This window comes from Aquimarina latercula DSM 2041, assembly GCF_000430645.1.
In the GTDB taxonomy this organism is placed as follows: domain Bacteria; phylum Bacteroidota; class Bacteroidia; order Flavobacteriales; family Flavobacteriaceae; genus Aquimarina; species Aquimarina latercula.
In genome coordinates this window covers 62,715-80,347 of the sequence record NZ_KE387186.1, presented here as the reverse complement: position 1 = coordinate 80,347, position 17,633 = coordinate 62,715, and the positions used below count along the sequence as shown (strand labels likewise).

The 17,633-nt window shown below is 31.7% G+C and carries 16 protein-coding genes; 9 read left to right on the top strand and 7 right to left on the bottom strand.

Annotation, left to right across the window (positions count from 1 at the left end):
* Window positions 1-5: 5 nt before the first annotated feature.
* The 3 genes from H526_RS31270 to H526_RS0124950 all read left to right on the top strand — a co-directional run bounded on the left by H526_RS31270 (window position 6) and on the right by H526_RS0124950 (window position 2,718).
* Window positions 6-923 (top strand): YfaP family protein, encoded by a 918-nt coding sequence (locus tag H526_RS31270; RefSeq protein WP_027395452.1) that lies wholly within the window; start codon window positions 6-8, stop codon window positions 921-923.
* A gap of 108 nt (window positions 924-1,031) precedes the next feature.
* Window positions 1,032-1,229 (top strand): hypothetical protein, encoded by a 198-nt coding sequence (locus H526_RS0124955; RefSeq protein ID WP_027395451.1) that lies wholly within the window; start codon window positions 1,032-1,034, stop codon window positions 1,227-1,229.
* A gap of 319 nt (window positions 1,230-1,548) precedes the next feature.
* Complete coding sequence (locus tag H526_RS0124950; protein WP_027395450.1) at window positions 1,549-2,718, top strand: cupin domain-containing protein; 1,170 nt, start codon at window positions 1,549-1,551, stop codon at window positions 2,716-2,718.
* A gap of 72 nt (window positions 2,719-2,790) precedes the next feature.
* Here H526_RS0124950 and H526_RS0124945 read toward each other — a convergent pair whose 3' ends face one another.
* Complete coding sequence (locus H526_RS0124945) at window positions 2,791-4,842, bottom strand: dipeptidyl-peptidase 3 family protein (protein WP_027395449.1); 2,052 nt, start codon at window positions 4,840-4,842, stop codon at window positions 2,791-2,793.
* 186 nt (window positions 4,843-5,028) lie between these two features.
* Between H526_RS0124945 and H526_RS0124940 the strand changes: the two genes are divergently transcribed.
* The 4 genes from H526_RS0124940 to H526_RS0124925 all read left to right on the top strand — a co-directional run bounded on the left by H526_RS0124940 (window position 5,029) and on the right by H526_RS0124925 (window position 8,245).
* Window positions 5,029-6,066: an SRPBCC family protein gene (locus H526_RS0124940; protein WP_027395448.1), complete on the top strand. Its 1,038-nt coding sequence runs from the start codon at window positions 5,029-5,031 to the stop codon at window positions 6,064-6,066.
* Window positions 6,067-6,082: 16 nt separating this feature from the next.
* Complete coding sequence (gene crcB / locus H526_RS0124935; protein ID WP_027395447.1) at window positions 6,083-6,454, top strand: fluoride efflux transporter CrcB; 372 nt, start codon at window positions 6,083-6,085, stop codon at window positions 6,452-6,454.
* Window positions 6,455-6,488: 34 nt separating this feature from the next.
* Window positions 6,489-6,827 carry a P-II family nitrogen regulator gene (locus H526_RS0124930; RefSeq protein WP_027395446.1) on the top strand — a complete coding sequence of 113 codons (339 nt, stop codon included), beginning with the start codon at window positions 6,489-6,491 and terminating at the stop codon, window positions 6,825-6,827.
* 317 nt (window positions 6,828-7,144) lie between these two features.
* On the top strand, window positions 7,145-8,245 hold the full coding sequence (locus tag H526_RS0124925) for a porin (RefSeq protein ID WP_027395445.1): 1,101 nt from the start codon (window positions 7,145-7,147) through the stop codon (window positions 8,243-8,245).
* 68 nt (window positions 8,246-8,313) lie between these two features.
* On the opposite strand, the gene H526_RS0124920 is transcribed toward H526_RS0124925, so the two are convergent.
* Window positions 8,314-8,928, bottom strand: coding sequence for a DUF1684 domain-containing protein (locus H526_RS0124920; protein WP_027395444.1), 615 nt, complete (start codon window positions 8,926-8,928; stop codon window positions 8,314-8,316).
* 128 nt (window positions 8,929-9,056) lie between these two features.
* Between H526_RS0124920 and H526_RS0124915 the strand changes: the two genes are divergently transcribed.
* Together H526_RS0124915 and H526_RS0124910 are read left to right on the top strand one after the other, a co-directional pair.
* Window positions 9,057-10,286, top strand: a complete 1,230-nt coding sequence (locus tag H526_RS0124915; RefSeq protein ID WP_027395443.1) for an MFS transporter — start codon at window positions 9,057-9,059, stop codon at window positions 10,284-10,286.
* Window positions 10,287-10,296: 10 nt separating this feature from the next.
* Window positions 10,297-11,049: a DJ-1/PfpI family protein gene (locus tag H526_RS0124910; RefSeq protein WP_027395442.1), complete on the top strand. Its 753-nt coding sequence runs from the start codon at window positions 10,297-10,299 to the stop codon at window positions 11,047-11,049.
* Between the two features lie 715 nt (window positions 11,050-11,764).
* Here the strand turns inward: H526_RS0124910 and H526_RS0124905 are convergent.
* The 5 genes from H526_RS0124905 to H526_RS0124885 form a co-directional block, all read right to left on the bottom strand.
* Complete coding sequence (locus H526_RS0124905; RefSeq protein WP_027395441.1) at window positions 11,765-13,180, bottom strand: hypothetical protein; 1,416 nt, start codon at window positions 13,178-13,180, stop codon at window positions 11,765-11,767.
* Between the two features lie 79 nt (window positions 13,181-13,259).
* On the bottom strand, window positions 13,260-14,078 hold the full coding sequence (locus tag H526_RS0124900) for a mechanosensitive ion channel family protein (protein WP_027395440.1): 819 nt from the start codon (window positions 14,076-14,078) through the stop codon (window positions 13,260-13,262).
* A gap of 194 nt (window positions 14,079-14,272) precedes the next feature.
* Window positions 14,273-15,871: an alanine/glycine:cation symporter family protein gene (locus H526_RS0124895; RefSeq protein ID WP_027395439.1), complete on the bottom strand. Its 1,599-nt coding sequence runs from the start codon at window positions 15,869-15,871 to the stop codon at window positions 14,273-14,275.
* Between the two features lie 103 nt (window positions 15,872-15,974).
* Window positions 15,975-17,120, bottom strand: coding sequence for a helix-turn-helix transcriptional regulator (locus H526_RS0124890; RefSeq protein ID WP_027395438.1), 1,146 nt, complete (start codon window positions 17,118-17,120; stop codon window positions 15,975-15,977).
* A 24-nt stretch (window positions 17,121-17,144) separates the two neighbouring features.
* Complete coding sequence (locus tag H526_RS0124885) at window positions 17,145-17,588, bottom strand: Lrp/AsnC family transcriptional regulator (protein ID WP_247666477.1); 444 nt, start codon at window positions 17,586-17,588, stop codon at window positions 17,145-17,147.
* Window positions 17,589-17,633 lie beyond the last annotated feature (45 nt).

Below are 17,633 nucleotides of genomic sequence, written 5' to 3'. Positions count from 1 at the left end.
TTCAAATGAAAAATTTTTATCTAATTACAATTATTGGAATACTATGTTGCTACAGTTGTAGCGAAGACAATGGCGATTCAGGAAATTCAGGGATATCTGATCCTGCGCAAATTGCTACTATTATGAACGACAATTTAATATTACCTCCTGGTTCTTTTACGGTAGATCCAAATACCGTACAAATTGATGAATCCATAACTATTGGTAATGGTTCTTCTAGCATTGTGCCATTAGCTTCTGGACAATCCATGACTAATTCTATATCATTTAACGCTCCAAACGGAAATGTAAATGCTGTAGGAATGCGATTCGGTACAACAGGGCCTATTTATTTTGTTCCTGTAAATACCAACGGTGCCACTGCTGGTACTGGAAATTTTGATTTTTTAATCAATCAAGGAATCTGTGCAGATTTATCACAAGTATGTCATGATATCAAATGCTATGAATTTGCACAAACATCTTCTGGAAATATCTCTAGAGCGAACATAAGGGATGTAGCTATGCTCTGCGGTAATTGTGATGAACCTTCGTGTCAAGGTTTAGTTGATGCATCTGATTGCGGAGTATTAGCTGGACAAGACGGAAGTCCGAGATTTAACCTTACTTGGTCCGGCAGTGCTGATTTAGATTTGTACGTTCAAGATCCGAATGGTGAAACTTTATCTTTTAACAATCCACAATCAAATTCTGGAGGTGCATTAGATATAGATTGTACAGGAAATTGTTCAGGTGGTAATTCAGAGAATATCACTTGGGCCAATGGAGGTCCTTCAGGCACATATCAATTCTATGTAAATATTTTTACTGGAAGCGCTACATCATATACTATAACTGTAAGAGATAATGGTAACACTGTAAATACATTTAATGGTACTATCAGTAGTGGAAATTCTAACACATTAACATACACAAAAAACTAGACCTTTATTTTTTAGTGAGTCAAGTTAGCTAAGAAAATACCCCTAATTGGGTATTTTTTTTTGCTAATCTCCTGCCTAGTTTTAACAAAACTTTTAAATATTTTAATTATGACTAAATTGAAACTTTCAGATTTTGAAATTGACAATGTTTCTAAGAACTACAATTTCAGAAGGACATTTTATTCTGCTTTATTAGTATCATCTCTAGCAGTAACAACTTCTTGTACTACTGACAGTCCCGTTTGCACCGATAGCAATAGTGGGGATGCGGTAGGAGCTGGTGTTAACTGTGCGGACTCAGATTAATTTACTCGAATTTTAAAAAAACAAAAGAAGTTACCTTGTTATTCAATAAAATTGTAACTGGAAAAATACCCTCTTTTGGGTATTTTTTTGCACTTAATTCAATAGTAATTTTAACATAACACTAAACAATAAAAGTTATGATTAAAGTTTTTACATTCTCTAAAAGATTACTCAAAGATTTAAAAAAGACAACTATAAATAAGATTTACACTACTGCTTTTTTAGTTTCGTTTTTTTTAATCTCCTCTTGTTCTTTTCATCAACCGATGAATTTATAAAAGTTACTATTTAAATCCTTCTTTATAATAAAACACCACGTATGAATCTGCAAGAAATATTACATCCAATTACTACAGATGTCTTTTTTAATGAATATTTTGAAAAAAAACACCTAATAATAAAAAACAGAAACAGAAGTTTCTTTGATCAATTGCTATCTATTCAAGATTTAGATTCTATTTTATTTTCACAAACTAATCATCACCCGGATTTTAGATTAGCTGATCATTCTAAAACCGAAAAACCAGATTCTAAAGAATATACCATAAAAGATTCTGATATTATAGATCCTCTAAAATTCTCTAACGCATTCGAAAATGGAAGCACTTTAGTAATGTCTGGACTGCAAAATAAAATTTACAGTTTAAGAAAATTAACTAATGAATTAGAGACATTTTTTAAACATAAAATACAAACAAACATCTACCTAACTCCAAAAAAATCCCAAGGGTTTTCTACTCATTACGATACTCATGATGTATTTATATTTCAGTTTGAAGGTTCTAAGCATTGGCGTATCTATGACCAACCTGTTCTATTGGCTGATAAAACAACTCCTTTTAACAAAGAAGAATTCATTCCTGGTAAAGTAATCGACGAATTCACCTTGGAAAAGGGAGACGTATTATATATCCCAAGAGGAATTGTTCATGACGCCTATTGTACTAATCAAAATTCTGGGCACATTACTACAGGTATCATTGGCAAAACTTGGGCAGAACATTTAGCAGAAGTTCTTTTAGAAAAATCTAAATCCATATTACCGTTAAGGAAATTCACAAAATTTCATTCTATTAACGAAAATGATAAAAATGAAGAGATTATCGAAGTTACCAATGTTGTTACAGAACTCATCAAAAAATTACAACAAGATGATGAGATTATTGATGACTTTTATAGTAGGCAAAAAGCTATCGCACAAGGCCAACTAAGTCAAATAGTGAATATTGATTGTATTAATAAAGATTCTAAAATCAAGATTCGAGAAAAGAACAAATTTAGAATGATCAAAAACTGCGAAAAAATAGATGTGAAATTTTATGATCTAAAACTATCTATGCCAATACAATGTGAATCATTTCTTAATGTACTTATAAACGAAAATCAAGCATTACCTATCCATAAAATCCATTGTAATCTTGATGATGAAAGTAAAATTCTAGTAACCCGGCAGCTATCTAAAATTGGAATACTTGATATTGCTTCTTAAAGTAGCTTAAAAAAATCACCTTCTAAGGGAATTAACTTAGAAGGTGATTTACATAAATAAAATATCTTCTTACTAGTTTACCTCTGGCAAGAAACCATAAGTCTTACTATATTCTAACATTTGAGTAACAAAATCTTTCGGTTGTGTTACATTTATCTTAGTAATTTCTCCATTCTCATTCATTTCAGGAACTAATACTGGATTTACAAAACCACTATAAGGAGCAGAAGTAAATTGTTCGTTCCTTTTTAGGACTTCTGCATGAATATCTTGATCCACCTTCACTCCATAACCTTCTACTAATGCCTCAGCTGCCTTAAAATCACCTTCGGATTTAATACGTTGTGTCTCTCTTAGAAGACGACCAAAAATTTCACGTAGCTTTGTATAATCATTAATATTATAATATGTTTTCCCTTCTCTAGTCACTTTTTCGATCACATTATCTTTTTCTCCTTGTTCAAAAGCCCAAGCACTCACCCATTGGCGATTACGCATATGCGCTTCTTCTACATCATCACCTAAATTAAGGCGAATTAACTGTGTCATTAATCCATTTCTTATATAACCATCATAAGCTGCTTTTCCAACTTTTTCCCAATCATCAACCAATCCTAATTCTTGTAATTTTGGATCCATTAAATAATATAACCCTACTAAATCGGCACGCCCTTCTTCCATAGTAGATGCGTAATTCTTTAACGTCTCTTTAGTCTCACCAACTCCAGGATTTAGTTGTCCAGAAGCATGTCCGACAACTTCGTGTAAAGCTGTATGCAATTTATCTCCCAATTGCCCATATTTCTCTTCTAATTCGTATTCTTCATCATCGTGAACAAACTCTTTAAGACGACCTGATCCACCAGCATTATTATAGGCATTAATAATATTACCTAAAGAAACTGATTTAGATCCAACTGCTGCTCTAATCCAATTAGCGTTAGGAAGGTTTACTCCGATTGGTGTACTTGGGGATGCATCACCTGCTTCTCCAGCAACTGTAACTACTTTATAAGTTACTCCAACTACACTATCTTTTTTGTGCTCATCCATTAATGGAGAATTATCCTCAAACCATTGTGCATTTTCTGATAAAACCGCCATTTTCTTAGACATATCAAAGTCTTTGATCTGTACTATTGTTTCATAAGAACCTCTATATCCCAATGGATCATTATATACTTCGATAAAACTATTGATATAATCAATATTACCTTCGGTAGCTGCAGTCCATGCTACATTATAATCATCCCATGTCTGTAAATCACCAGTTTTATAATACGCTATCAATAATCCTAATGCATCTCCTTGTGCTTTATTTTCCGCAACTCCTTGTGCCTTTTCTAACCATTTGATGATCTCATCAATAGCAGCTCCATATAAACCTCCAGATTTGTATACTCTTTCTTTTAATGCTCCATTTTCTTTAATTAGCTGAGAATTTAAACCATATGATAAAGGTTTTTTAGGATCTGGAGATTTCATATTAGCGTAAAAAGAAGTAACATCCTTATTAGTAACACCAGGCCCATAAAAATTAACTGCTGATGAGGCTACATTATCTACTCCTTTTGCTTGATTTACCTTTTTAGAGTCATCCTCATTAAAAATTACGTTCGTGGCATCTTCTGATAATTCAGTCTTAGTTTCTGCTAAAAGAGATACTAAATAATCCTTATCAAATTCTGGCTTGATTTTATCATTACTATAATGATGATGAATTCCATTAGAAAACCATACTCTCTTTAAATATGTTTCAAAAAACTTCCAATCATCAGTAGTTTTATCTCCTGCATAAGAGGTATACACTTTTTCTAAAGACTTTCTAATTGCTAGGTTATGGCGATAATTTTGATCCCACATAATATCTCTTCCACTTAAACCAGCTTGGGTAAGATAATATACTAACTTTTGTTCTTTAAGAGAAAGATTTTCCCATCCAGGAATTTGATATCTAAGCACTTTAATATCTGAAAATTGCTCCACAAGATGATCGAATTTTTCTTCTTTCACTTCTTGTTTTGTTTCTTCTTGATTAATCTGATCCTGTATACTTGGATCCTTTTTACAAGCAATTAGCATTGCACTAACTATCATAAAAAATATTATACGATTAAGTTTCATTTGTTTATGTTTATTGTTTCCAGCAAATGTAACGAAATAAAAAAAATCACTTTTTTAAATACTTACCAAGTCCTATCTTAATAAGACATAAAACTAATAACATCATAACCTATTGGAAATCTTAAAACTAAAACCCATTTTAAAAATTGATTATATTAGCTTCTGAAAAGATCTAAACTAACTAACATGAAAATCATAAAATATCTATTCTTTCTTCTACTTATCTTAATTATTGGTGGTAGTGCTTATGTCGCTATGATTGATGGTAAATTTCAGCTAGAAGAAAGTAGAGTAATTGACGCACCTGATGAACTCCTTTTTAACACTGTTAATGAATACAAAACATGGAAAAAATGGAACCCTTGGATGGATAATTCTGATGATTTAATTTTAGGATACGGAAACCAGACCAGTGGTAATGGAGCTTCTTATAGCTGGAAAAGTGAAACACAGGAAGATGGAAAAATGAAGACAGTAAAAGTTGCACCTTTTTCTAGTATCGAACAAAAACTCTCTATAGTTCTTCCGGTAGTTGATGAAATTACTAATGACGTTTATTGGAATTTTGAAAGACTTGAAAGTAATAAAACTAAAGTCACTTGGGGAATCAAAGGAGAACAAGGCTTTATGGAAAAATTATTTTGGATGACAAAGGATAGTACTATGTCTGAAAGTTTAAGACCTATGTACAAAGAAGGACTAGAAAAACTAGATTCGTACGCAAAAGAAAAAATGAAAGAATATTCTATCAATGTTGATGGAGTTACAGAACACCAAGGTGGTTTTTACATGTATATGGCTACTGCATCATCTATTGCGGAAATTTCTCAAAAAACGGAGCAAATGATTCTTTCGGTCGTATCATATGTGCAACAGAACAAACTTCCGCAAACTGGTATGCCTTTTACTCTTTATAATGAATATAATGAAGCTCAAGGAACGGCTATTTATTCGACGGGAGTACCTATTAGAGAAGAAGTAATTACGCCTTCTGACAGTAATATTTTATGTAGCTCATTACCTAAACAAAGAGTTGTAAAGATAACTTTAAATGGAGATTATATAAACTTAAAAGAAGCTTGGGAGACTGGCTATAAATATATAGATCAAAATGGACTAGAAGCTAATCCAGAGTCTTCTGCTTTTGAAGTTTATAGGTCCAATGCAACCTTACAACCAAATCCGGCAGCTTGGATCACAGAGATTTATATACCGATAAAATAATAGATACTTATACTAAATGAAACAATTACTTCTTGTATTTATAGGAGGAGGCACAGGTAGTGTAGCAAGGTTTCTTATCAGTAAATACTTAAATAATGAAGCTACTGGAATTCCTTATGGAACTTTTACAGCAAATATTCTGGGGAGTTTTCTGATTGGTATTATATTAGGACTAGCTCTAAAAAACAATGTTTTATCTCAGAATACCATTCTATTTCTCGCCACAGGTTTCTGTGGAGGATTTACAACATTTTCCACTTTTGCCTATGAAAACCATATGCTTTTAAGATCTGGTGACTTTATAAACTTTGGTTTATATGCTATAGGTACTTTTGTGATAGGATTTCTTTTAGTATTTTTAGGAATGTGGATAGCAAAAATGATATAAAGATTTTTATCCGCTTAAACACCATAAAGAATAAATGAAAAAAATAGAAGCGATCATTCGTAAATCAAGATTTAAAGAAGTTAGAGATGCATTGCACGAAATAGAAGTGAACTTCTTTACGTACTGGGATGTTACTGGCGTAGGTAATGAACAAAAAGGTCACGTATATCGAGGCATTAGCTATAGCACTACAGATATACAGCGTAGGTATCTATCCATAGTTGTTTCTGATGAATTTGAACAAAAAACTGTTGAAACAATTATCAATGCAGCTAAAACCGGAGACGTAGGAGATGGAAAGATTTTTGTGTCAGAAATACAAAACACCTACAGAATACGAACTGGTGAACATGGTAATCAAGCTCTAAACTAATTTTTTTATACATATATTGAAAAGGCTTACCTATTGGTAGGTCTTTTTTGTTTAAGTGATATTCTTAACTTTTATTTTTAAATAATTTAACAAATTATAGACCTTAAAGTCACTTTTTTATCTTCTTTTTCTAAAAACCCACTTTCAAAATTCTTAAAAAATCACGAATTAAACATTAATGTCTAATTTTTTAAGGGCATAAAATTGAAAATATGTAAAAATAACTACTCAACCCCTATTTTTTATTGGGGTAAAATTGTTTTAACATAGTTTTACAGCTCCAATTAAAAACAAATTAATACCAATTAATGTTTATTATGAAAACAAAAACCGTAACAAAACTTTTCAAAAAAGTATGCCTTTTTTCTCTTGCGCTAGTTAGTTTAACCACCGTAGCACAGGAAGAGGAAGAAAAAAAATGGTTCGATAACTTTTCGGTTAATGGATCCGTTGATGGATATTTTAGATATAATTTTGGGGCACAAAATGACAACTCCACAGCACCAGCAACTTCTTTTGCTAATCAATCTGGATTTGCTTTAGGAATGGCTAATCTAATACTTGGCTATGAAGGGGAAAAAGTAGGATTTGTAGCTGATCTTGTATTTGGCCCAAGAGGTGAAGATGCTGTATTTCTTTCAGATGGTTCTTCTCAAATCGTAAACCAGTTATATGCATACTGGAATGTATCTGACAAAGTTAAATTTACTTTTGGAAATTTTAATACGTTTCTAGGTTACGAAGTAATATCACCTACAGGTAACTTTAACTATTCAACATCGTATATGTTCTCTTATGGACCTTTTTCTCATACAGGACTTAAAGCAGATTTTGCAATCAATGATAATTGGTCTGCAATGGTAGCAGTTATGAATCCAACAGATTACACAGAAAATAACCCTTTTGACACCTATATTTTTGGAGCACAAGTTGGATATGCTGCTGATAACGGTAGTGCATATTTAAACTTTAGATATGGAAATGAAGGTGAACCAGGATTAGTAGGACCAACTTTTCAAGTGGATCTTACTACAGGTTGGGATCTTTCAGAAAAATTTTACTTAGGAGTAAACACTACTTATTTAACTACAGAAGATCAAGGAGATGCTGATGCATCTGGATTTTATGGCGTAGCATTATACCCGCAAGTAAAAGCAACTGATAATTTTAGTATTGGATTAAGAGGTGAATACTTTTCTGTATTCAACGGAGGCTTAGTTGATGTAGTAGGTTTAGATGCCGAAGGTGATGGTAGCGTAATTGCTGCGACACTTACAGGAAGTTATGATATTGGTGACCTAACGCTTAAGCCTGAATTAAGATTAGATTCAACTTCTGAAGATTTCTTTTCGGATAATGATGGAGAAGCAACAAAAAGCCTTTCATCTTTTGTTCTTGGAGCCATCTATAAATTTTAATATATTATAGTTTAATATATTTGTTTGTTTATGCAAAAAGCGCTCTGTTTATTCAGAGCGCTTTTTATTTATTTGTTTACTTCGTGTATATCATATTTCTTAACTCCCACAGGTATTTCTAACTCTAAATGATTTTCTTCTGGAGGAATTGGGCAAGAATATCTTGCACTATAAGCACAATATGGATTATAAGCCATATTAAAATCAATAAGAATTATATCTCCCTCTGGTATCTTAAGATCTATAAAACGCCCTCCTCCATAACTAGTTTCTCCATTGGTTAGATCAGTAAAAGGAAGAAAAAGATAATCTTCATATTCTGATTGTGTCTTTAAACCTTGATTTTGATATATATTCAATGTCCATTCTTTTTCTTGAAGTGTAAAATGAGCTTCTCCAAACTTAACATAAATAGGTTCTCTATCCGTTGTAGTTTTCATAATAAACGGAGTCTCATATGGGGTTCGAACAAACTCTGCCGTAACACTATACGTGGTATCAATATCAAAAAAATCAAGCTCTTTAAATACTTTAAAATCTTTTGGGGTTAATGGTGATTCTTCTTCGGATGCAAACTCCTTATTAAGTTCATCCTGAAATATTAATATTTTTTTAATGGTCGTAGAATCTTGAGCCATCATATGACTAAAGAATAATATTAGTAAAAAAGATAATTTATGCACTGTCCCCTTATTTTTTTGCAAAAGTACAAAGCATTAGCAATAAACAAGTTAATATTCTCTAAAATTGCTGTTAGTTTTTCGACAAAAGGTTACTTTTACCAGTTTTCAGAAAACCAACCATCAATACATTGAAAAAACTTTTCAGAAATTATATCGATACTTTTTCTGGCTTATCAAAAGAAGTTTGGTGGTTAGCACTTATTACCTTAATTAATAGAATGGGTGCAATGGTAATACCTTTTTTATCTTTGTATCTATCCGACAATCTATGCTTCTCTCTTGGCCAGATTGGTTGGGTAATGACTAGTTATGGACTGGGTTCTCTTTTAGGTGCTTGGGTTGGAGGAAAATTAAGCGACAGCATTGGTTATTATAAAGTAATTTTAGGTTCTTTACTATTAACAGGACTCTCATTTTTTGTTGTTCAATATTTCACTAGTTTTTGGAGTATCTGTATCAGCTTTTTTGTATTAATCGCGGTTGCCGATGCTGCACGTCCTGCTTTTTTTGTAGCACTTAGTGCCTATAGCAAACCCGCAAACAAAACTAGATCTTTAACTTTTATTAGATTAGCGATAAACCTAGGGTTTTCTATGGCTCCTGCTTTAGGTGGTTTTATGATTGCAACAATTGGTTATTCTGGATTGTTCTGGGTGGATGGAGTCACTTGCATTATTGCTGGAATAATTATGATTAAGACCTTACATCCTAAAAAAGCTAGAATAATTGACAAAGAAATTATTGCAGATAATCCAACCCCAGCTTATAGTGATGGAGTTTATATGATTTTTCTAGTAGCACTAACACTCTTCGGGTTTATTTTTGTCCAGTATTTTTCTACAATCCCCTTGTATTACAAGGAAGTACACCTTCTTTCTGAAAGAAATATAGGATTAATCTTAGCTATGAATGGAGTGTTAATTTTTATTTTTGAAATGCCATTAATAGCCTATTTAGAATCCACTTCAATATCTAAAATTAGAAATGTAATGAACGGGTTTCTTCTAACCGGGATCAGCTTTATATTGTTATTAATAACTCCTTGGACTGGGATTGTCATTATAGGTATGATCATAGCAACACTTGGCGAGATGATTTCGTTTCCTTTTGGAAATGCTTTTGCTTTAGACAGATCTAAAAGAGGTAGACAAGGTGCATATATGGGATTATACAGTATGTCTTTTTCTTTTGCTCATATATTTGGACATAATTCTGGAATGCAATTCATAAATCAGTATGGTTATAATAACACTTGGATACTCATGACTATAGTTTCTGCAGTAGGAATACTTTTATTATTCATTGTAAAACAAAAAATCAATAAAGAAAATACTTTAAAGGCATTAAATTCTAATTAAGAAATAAATTATGAGATCTATATTATACGCCATTTTTCTATCAGCAATAATAATTAGTTGTCAAGAAAAATCTATTTTAAGTAACAAAGAACAAGTTAAGGTATTAAAGAAAGAGAAAACTTTCCCTAAACTAGAACCTAACAGATATAATGCAGCTTTTTTATTGATGGATGGGACTTACAATACCGAATTCACTGCTCCTTTTGATATTTTTCAACATACTCAATATCGAAAAAACATTAAACAAATGAATGTTTTTACAGTTGCCAATACAGATGAACCAATTACTACTTTTGAAGGTGTAAAAATAATCCCAGATTATAACTACTTAAAAGATGTCTTACCTAAAATTGATATTCTAGTAGTACCAAGTGCAGAGCATCATCTGGATACAGATTTAGAAGATGAAGCAATGATAAATTTTGTGAAAAAAGTGAATCAAACAGCTTCTTACATAACTTCACATTGTGATGGTGCTTTCGTATTAGCTAAAGCAGGAATATTGAACAATGTAGTTTCTACAACGTTTCCTAGTGATATTGACAAAATGCGAGAAATGTTTCCTGATTTGGATATAAGAAAAGAGGTATTATTTGTACATGACGGAAAATATATCACATCCGCCGGCGGAGCTAAAAGTTTTGAGGCAGCCTTATATTTATGTGAACATTTATACGGAGCAGAAATTGCTCGATCATTAGCAGGTGGGCTTGTAATTGATTGGAATTTAGAAAACATACCGCATTTGGTAATTTCAAAATAGATCTGGAGTACACTAAAAACATAAAAGCGCTCCGATCAAGGAACGCTTTCATCAATTTTAGGGCTAATTACGTACTCTCTTTAGCTTCAAGATTTGGGGTCTTTCAGACTAATGTCCTCACACCTAATAGGCCCTGATGTATTCCAAACTAAAATTTTAAATCCATATCGTCATACAATTTAAAATGTTAATTCTGGCCATACACCGAAGTATTTTTTAAGCACATGTAAATATATTGTAAAAAAATTGTTAACACAAAATTTTTAACGATAAAAAACAATAAAAATCGATGAAATACACAAAAATGTATTTATCAAAGGTTTTTTCATCAATAAAAATCGATTAAAGTTTTATTTTATACAGTAATTCTCCCCTTTATTCTTTAAAAAAATCTGTTAAAAAAGAAAAGCGATCTTTTTCAAGATCGCTTTTTCATACGGGGCAAATTACGTACTCTCTTTAGTTTTTAGATTCGGGGTCTTTAGACTAATGTCCTCACACTTAATTTATCCCAATGTATATTCCAAATTAAAATTTCAAATCCATATCGTCATATTTCTTGATATGTTAATTTCTACAATACACACCGTTCATATTTTACGTGTTATAAAGATATATGAATTTTTACTTCAAAACCGTAATCTAAAAAAAAGTTATTAACAAAATATCGATTAAGTGTTATTTAATATCGTCAAAACACACAATAACTTACTTTTTAGTCAAAATTGAAATACTTTGAAGTCCCCAAATATTGTTTGATAATACCATTATATTCTTTTGAAACCCTTAGAGCTAAAGTCCCATCTATGTTATAAAGTGATTCTATTTCCTTATATCCTTGTTGAAGCATTTTTTCTAAATAAAAAAGGGCTGTTTCATCGTCTTGATCAATCGTGCTTAATGAAATAATATTTCTGTATGATTCAAAATCATCTTTATCTACTATCGTACTCAATATATTTAAAAATATTTTCCTGTCTTCTTCGTTTTTATTAACCAGTTCTTTTTTATAGTCAGACAAAACATTTTTCAGAAAACCTCTTAATCTAATTACCATATTCGTAGCATATGCGTCTCCATCCTTCTGTCTTTTTTCCAGTTCACCCATTTTATATTGCCACCAGCCAAGATTATCATATTGATTAAGCTCGATATCTTCTTCTAACGAAAAAAACAATGACTGTCTTAAAAATATTTCTTGATTTTGATATCTAGTTATAAGTCTCTTTTCTTTCTTATAGCTATTATTTTTTTTGATTTCTTTTTTTTCTTCTTTAAGGCTATCTACATTAAAAAAAGAATCATATCTATTCATAATTTGGGTTAGCTCATCATATGCCCGTATATACTTACCTTCTTTTTTCAGTAAAGAAACGAGTTCTTTATCTCTCTTATATCTATTAGCAATCCAAACAGAATCTTTTGGTATCATTCCCTTAGCCATAGCATCCAAGGTAAAATATGGTAATGCTTTTGATATTACCTCCGAAGATGGAAGTTCATCTTTACCATCAAAAAAGGAAACTTCAGAACTTATTTTTTTCCTTTTAAAATACTTATCAATATCTATAAAATCAAGCGTTCTAAAATTTTTATCCCCAACCATTCCTACATATGAGAAATTCTTATTTCTACCTATTTTTTGATAATAGTTATAACTATCGCCAATAGCAATCGCGCCACTGAAATGTTTATATAAAAGAGGTAATGAGGTATTTAGGGGTGCATCTTTTCCTACTCCAAAAACATACATTCTTTCATTTTGAATTGGAAAAAGAGAAACAATATGTTTTATAAAAAGAGCAATATAATTGGATTTTTCTTCGGAACTTAATTTTCCTGAATAGTTAGAAACCACTACTATGTATCCAAACTCCTCTGCTGAATTTTTAAATACATTGGTAAATTCATTCATCCTTCCTGTACTGTCAAACCCAAAAAGTATTGGCCAACCTTTGTTTAAATCTAATGATGTTGGCAAATAAATACTGTAAACTCCGTTACTGGAAGGTACTGTCAATGAATCTATAACCTGCCCTTTTTTTAGCCTTAAAGTATTTTGGCTATGCGAATAAGTAATAGCACACAAAAACATGTAAAACAATATATTCTTAATAGAAGTAAATTTCATACTTGAAAATTTTGACTAAAATAAAAGCAGCAAAAAAAATGCCATTCACATCTTTTATTACATAAAAGTATATCTAGCATTATACTCCAATGTTCCCTAACTCTACACCTTCTGAATAAGCAACTTTTATATCATGCTCACTAAATGCTTTTTTAATCTCTTGATGAGTTATAAAGGTTACCTCCCAAAAATCATCAGGTTTTACATAAGGTCTTACAGCTATCAAAATATTATGAGAATCAAAATTTTCAATTCCAATTTCTGTTTTTGGTGAATCTAAAATTTTATCAATTGGAGCTATGGCATTCTCGATTACACGCTTAACCTTAGAAAAATCTTCATTATACGGCATTGTAACACCTATCTCTAAACGTACTACACCTCTCTTAGAGTAATTAGCAACAACATCATCGGTTATTTTAGCATTAGGAATAATTAAAACTTTATCTCCAGGAGTTATTACAACAGTGCTAAAAATACCTATTTCCTGAACCTTTCCAAAAGAATCACCAACCTGAATCCAATCTCCTGCTTCGTATGGTTTTAGAAACATAATTAAGATTCCTGATGCAAAATTACCTAAACTTCCCTGCAAAGACATCCCAATGGCAAATCCAACTGCAGCGAGAATAGCTAATAACCCTGATAAATCTACTCCTAAAATTGTAACAATCGCAAAAATGACAGCTATCTTTAGAACTACCGATATAATCGAAAGCAGGAAAGGGCGCATAGTATCCGAAATACCCGTTTTTTCTAAGGTCTTATCTAATAATTGAAGTACTTTTTTAATGATTTTGAACCCTATCCAAAATACCAAAGCAGCTCCAATAATTCTTGGAGCGAAAAAGACAACTTTATCAATGGCTATTTCAAAATATTCGTATAATTTTTCCATGGTGCGATTTTTATAATATCTAAAATAGAAAAATAAAATAAAAAAACGCTCAGAGTTTTGCTCGAGCGTTTTTCTTATCCTTTTCCCGTACTATCTTTAGTTCTTTTGAACCAATGTCCTCACACAAGATTTTGATAAATTCTATACACTTATATAGGTATCAAATCTTATGCCAAAAAAGCAAATAACGAGCTCTAAATCAATTTATTTTCTGAAATAGCTCTTTTATATTTTTTTAGTTCTTTAGACACTCTTGGCGCCATCAAAAATAAACCGATCATATTAGGAACGAGCATAGAAAAAATCATTGCATCAGAAAAGTCAGTAACTGCAGTGAGACTAGCTGCAGAACCAATAATTACGCAGATACAAAATATACTTTTATAGATATATCCAGTGAACTTTCCTCTACCAAATAAATAAGACCAGGCCTGATATCCATAATAAGACCAAGAAATCATAGATGAAAAAGCAAAAAGGGTAACCGCAAAGCTTAATATATATGGAAACCAAGAAATACCACTCTCTAAGGCTTTAGCAGTAAGTAAAACTCCTTGCTCATCAGAGATTTCTGTTCCTACATCAATTTGTCCTGTAATTATGAGAACAATAGCTGTCATCGTACAAATTACCACAGTATCTATAAAAGGTTCCAATAACGCAACTAACCCTTCACTTGCTGCATATTTAGTTTTTACCGCAGAATGCGCGATAGAAGCTGAACCTATTCCAGCTTCATTAGAAAAAGCAGCTCTTCGAAATCCCTGGATCATCACTCCTATCATTCCACCTGTTATCCCTTCTGGACTAAAAGCTCCATTTATAATAGCATAAATAGCATCTGGTATTACTCTATAATTAATAGCTATAACGGTTATTACAGCTACTACATACAAAACAACCATGGAAGGCACTATTTTATCAGTTACCTTAGCGATCTTTTTTATACCACCAATAATAACAATACCGACCAGAATAGCCATTACTAATCCAAACAACCATCCTTTTCCATAGATAAAACTATTTTCAGCGCCTGTTACATGTTCGAATAATTTAAAAGCTTGATTAGCTTGGAACATATTGCCTCCCCCAAAAGATCCACCTACACACATAATTGCAAAAATTATGGCTAAAATTTTTCCTAGATTAGTAAGTCCTTTTTCTTTTAAACCTTTACTTAGATAATACATTGGACCGCCATACACCGTACCATTTTCGTCTATTTCTCTGTAAGCTACCCCTAAAGTGCATTCAACAAATTTGGATGCCATTCCCAAAAAACCTACTAAAATCATCCAAAAAGTCGCTCCTGCTCCTCCAATAGATAAAGCAATCGCTACACCTGCCACATTTCCTAAACCAACTGTTGCTGATAAAGCTGCAGTTAAAGCCTGAAAATGACTAACCTCGCCTATTTCACCTTCTATCCTAATTGTATCCGGTTGATCGCCTTCTTTTGTATAAACTGATTCTGACACCTCCAATGGAGCAGAGGATTCTAGATCATCATACTTACCTCTAACAATATTTATTGAAGTCCAAAAACTCTTAAAATTTATTCCTTTAAAATAGATTGTAAAATAAGATGCTCCTACTAACAAAACGACCAAAACCCAAGGAATTCCAACTTGAGAAGTAATTGGTATTTCTGCAAAAATACCATCTACAAACCAATCTGTAGCATTCTTAAAACCTTCATTAATGTTTTGATCAATAGTGCTTTCTAGTTTTTCCTGCGCATTTGTATATACATACGCAAAAAAAGAAATACACATTGCTGTAATTTTCTTCATCTGTTCCGAGTATTATGATTTCGGACGAAGATTGAATAAAACTAGCTTTAAGAAAAGATTACGTACTGATCAAAATCGACATTACGTATGCTTAAGCATATACTTAATCAGTATTTTTATTTTGGATACTAGCGTACTTTAGTAATTCATTGGCTTTAGCAAATGCGATAAGTTGTTCTTTTCCATCAGCTCCACTAATTTTAAGTACTTTCTTAATCTGGTAAATATGGGTTTGAAAACCATCTAAACTAATATTCATAGCTTCAGCAATCTCGGTATATGATTTACTAGCTCCACACGCTCCTAGATTTCCTAACACTTCTTTTTGTCTATCAGAAAGTGCTATTCTTGTAGATTCTTCTAACACATTAATTTTTACTTCACTTTCTTTTAAGCGTTTTTGTAATGTAGTAATTGTATCTAGATGACTTTCGTTAGCTACTACTAATTTTTCTTGCTGTTTTAGTAGCAGCTGTTTTTCGTCAAGAAGAACCTCCAATTCTGTTTGTTTTAGTTCTTTTTCTGAAAGAAATTTCCAACTATATAATAAAATGGAAAATAGCAGGATAAATAAAAACTTGAAGGAAACTCCAGCAATTACTCCAAGTAAACTCCAAAATTCCTGATCTATGTAACCCAGTACTTTATCTTGTGGTATAATTCTATGCGTTACAGCAATTACGATAAGTACAAATAACAAAAAACAAGGAACTACCATAAATTTCATAGCCCGGTTTGCAAAAGCTTTGCTTAGTTCATTTAATAAGGCAAATGCCACAATTAAAGAAATTGGAATATCTATAAGCCAAATAAAATTATTACTAATCTCTGTATTACTATAAGAAGTGACGATAAATACAAAAGCAATCATTGCTAGAACACCACTAAAAAGTGTTACAAACTCTTTCTCAGAAAAACGCTGTACCAATCTAACCACGATATTACGTTCTTTCTGATGTTCTATAGATGGTAATGACAGTAAAATACTAAGTGAATTGGTTAAAGAAATAAATACTCCCAGATAAATGACAATCTTATTAGTGGTTTCAATATCTATTAATTGGACCAATATAACATTTATGAGAGCGCCCAACCCCCATAAAAAAATTGCAAATCCGAACCATTTAATACCACTAATCGCTATAGAAGACTGATTCTTTATCTTCTCTTTATAATAAATCCTATGTATTACGAAAGCAGTAATTAAACAAACTATTGCCGTAACATAATATTCTAAAGTAACGTACATGATATTCTAAAGATAGTATATATTTTATTTATTATTTCTATTCAAAATCGGGTTGTTTTCGACCACATTAGATAAAATAATATGAGTTTTAGCCTCCCCATACGTTATCAATCTATCTATAAAACCCTGAAGATGAACCTGATCCTCCAGAACTACTTCCATAATAATATTTTCATTACCAGTAATTCGATAACAATTAAGTACTTCTTTAAATTCAGATATTTTTGATAGAAATGGTTTTAAACGTCCCATAAAAGCTCTTAAAGTTATAATAGCTTTTAGTTGATAACCCGTTTTGGCATAAGAGACTTTGGTTGTATATCCTTCAATAATACCATAATCTTCCATTTTTTTAATTCGTTCGGCAACAGCTGGGGAACTTAGCCCCACGCTTCTTCCTATTTCCGCATTAGATAGTCTCGCATTCTCCTGTAATAATTGAAGAATTTTCCAATTTGTGATATCCATTATAATTTTAAGTAAAAAATAGAATTTACATTATTTTCTAAAGCA

What these genes read in the sequence shown, in the direction of transcription:
- H526_RS0124955 (WP_027395451.1), top strand. Translation starts at nt 1,032, where the DNA reads ATGACTAAATTGAAACTTTCAGATTTTGAAATTGACAATGTTTCTAAG.
- H526_RS31270 (WP_027395452.1), top strand. Translation starts at nt 6, where the DNA reads ATGAAAAATTTTTATCTAATTACAATTATTGGAATACTATGTTGCTAC.
- H526_RS0124905 (WP_027395441.1), bottom strand. Translation starts at nt 13,180, where the DNA reads ATGAAATTTACTTCTATTAAGAATATATTGTTTTACATGTTTTTGTGT.
- H526_RS0124925 (WP_027395445.1), top strand. Translation starts at nt 7,145, where the DNA reads ATGAAAACAAAAACCGTAACAAAACTTTTCAAAAAAGTATGCCTTTTT.
- H526_RS0124930 (WP_027395446.1), top strand. Translation starts at nt 6,489, where the DNA reads ATGAAAAAAATAGAAGCGATCATTCGTAAATCAAGATTTAAAGAAGTT.
- H526_RS0124900 (WP_027395440.1), bottom strand. Translation starts at nt 14,078, where the DNA reads ATGGAAAAATTATACGAATATTTTGAAATAGCCATTGATAAAGTTGTC.
- H526_RS0124940 (WP_027395448.1), top strand. Translation starts at nt 5,029, where the DNA reads ATGAAAATCATAAAATATCTATTCTTTCTTCTACTTATCTTAATTATT.
- crcB (WP_027395447.1), top strand. Translation starts at nt 6,083, where the DNA reads ATGAAACAATTACTTCTTGTATTTATAGGAGGAGGCACAGGTAGTGTA.
- H526_RS0124910 (WP_027395442.1), top strand. Translation starts at nt 10,297, where the DNA reads ATGAGATCTATATTATACGCCATTTTTCTATCAGCAATAATAATTAGT.
- H526_RS0124885 (WP_247666477.1), bottom strand. Translation starts at nt 17,588, where the DNA reads ATGGATATCACAAATTGGAAAATTCTTCAATTATTACAGGAGAATGCG.
- H526_RS0124950 (WP_027395450.1), top strand. Translation starts at nt 1,549, where the DNA reads ATGAATCTGCAAGAAATATTACATCCAATTACTACAGATGTCTTTTTT.
- H526_RS0124890 (WP_027395438.1), bottom strand. Translation starts at nt 17,120, where the DNA reads ATGTACGTTACTTTAGAATATTATGTTACGGCAATAGTTTGTTTAATT.
- H526_RS0124895 (WP_027395439.1), bottom strand. Translation starts at nt 15,871, where the DNA reads ATGAAGAAAATTACAGCAATGTGTATTTCTTTTTTTGCGTATGTATAT.
- H526_RS0124945 (WP_027395449.1), bottom strand. Translation starts at nt 4,842, where the DNA reads ATGAAACTTAATCGTATAATATTTTTTATGATAGTTAGTGCAATGCTA.